This is a genomic window from Vibrio sp. Vb0304, from assembly GCF_033338995.1.
Taxonomy (GTDB): Bacteria; Pseudomonadota; Gammaproteobacteria; order Enterobacterales; family Vibrionaceae; genus Vibrio; species Vibrio alginolyticus.
Window position 1 is genome coordinate 1 of record NZ_JAWOTT010000266.1, and the last position, 1,149, is coordinate 1,149.

2 protein-coding genes are annotated in these 1,149 nt (G+C 48.0%); both read left to right on the top strand.

The genetic code is table 11. The annotated features are described in order from the left end of the window. On the top strand, positions 1-557 hold a 557-nt coding region (locus R7P35_RS25525), incomplete at its 5' end, for a (Fe-S)-binding protein (RefSeq protein ID WP_318093213.1). 69 nt (positions 558-626) lie between these two features. Then, positions 627-1,149 (top strand): TVP38/TMEM64 family protein (locus R7P35_RS25530; protein ID WP_318093214.1); only part of this gene is annotated, 523 nt, incomplete at its 3' end.

The following is a 1,149-nucleotide window of genomic DNA, read 5'->3' on the forward strand; positions in this document are numbered from 1 at the left end:
AAGTCATCGTGGCGTGCCAAAGCTGCTACGGCATGATCAAGAAGTCTGGCGGCACACAAAAGCCGGTTTCATTATGGAAACTGCTTCCAGAAATCGGTTTGCCAGAAGCGCTACGCGGCAAAGCAAAAAACAGTGACGTGGTGTTTACCATTCATGATTCTTGTTCGACTCGCTACGAGAAAGAACTGCAAGACGGCATTCGCTGGATCTTAAACGAGCTTGGCTACAAAACCTCTGAACCAGAACACACACGTGAAAACACGCGCTGTTGTGGTTTCGGTGGCATGGTCGTGCCAGCAAACCCTGACGTAGCAACACGCGTAATCAAGCGCCGTGTCGAAGAATTCGAGACAGACTACGTCGTGGTTTACTGCTCGGCTTGTCGTGCATCCATGATGGGGGTTGGTACGAAATCTTGGCACATTCTGGATCTGATGTTCGGCCCGGTGATCATGCAAGGCGATGAACCGCCAGTCAACGTACTCGCTAGCCCTGTGAAAGCTTGGTTCAACCGCTACAAATCAAAAGCGGGTCTGATCAAGTGTATGTCTGTGTAGCTATGTCTATGTAACTACTTCTTTGTAGCTATATCTTTTTAATTATTAGGTTTAAGTGAAGTTGAACTTATGAAATTCGTAAAAATCGCTCTTATTGTCGCTGTTGTAGCTATTGCTCTGTTCGCGGCTAAACAAACTGGCATTCTTGAAATCATCACAGACATCAAGAGCCTACAAGATTGGATCGCCAGCTTTGGTGTGTGGGGCTACGCCGTATTCGTAGCAGCATTCGTGTTTGCGTGTGTTTTCCTACTACCGGGCAGCGCGTTCACCATTGTGGCAGGTATCGTATTTGGCCCTATCAAAGGCGGTATCTTAGCGCTGTTTTCTGCAACGCTTGGCGCAGTAGCGGCATTCATCGTGGCACGTTTCCTACTGCGCAACACCATCATGAAAAAGTTTGGCGATAACCCAATCTTCAAGAAAATCGATGACGGTGTAGCAGCAAACGGTACAAGCTTCTTAATTCTGACTCGTCTTGTGCCTGTATTCCCTTTCAGCCTACAGAACTACGCTTACGGTCTAACCAGCCTAAACCTAGGCACTTACGCACTGGTTTCTCTACTGACAATGGCGCCAGGCGCATTCATCT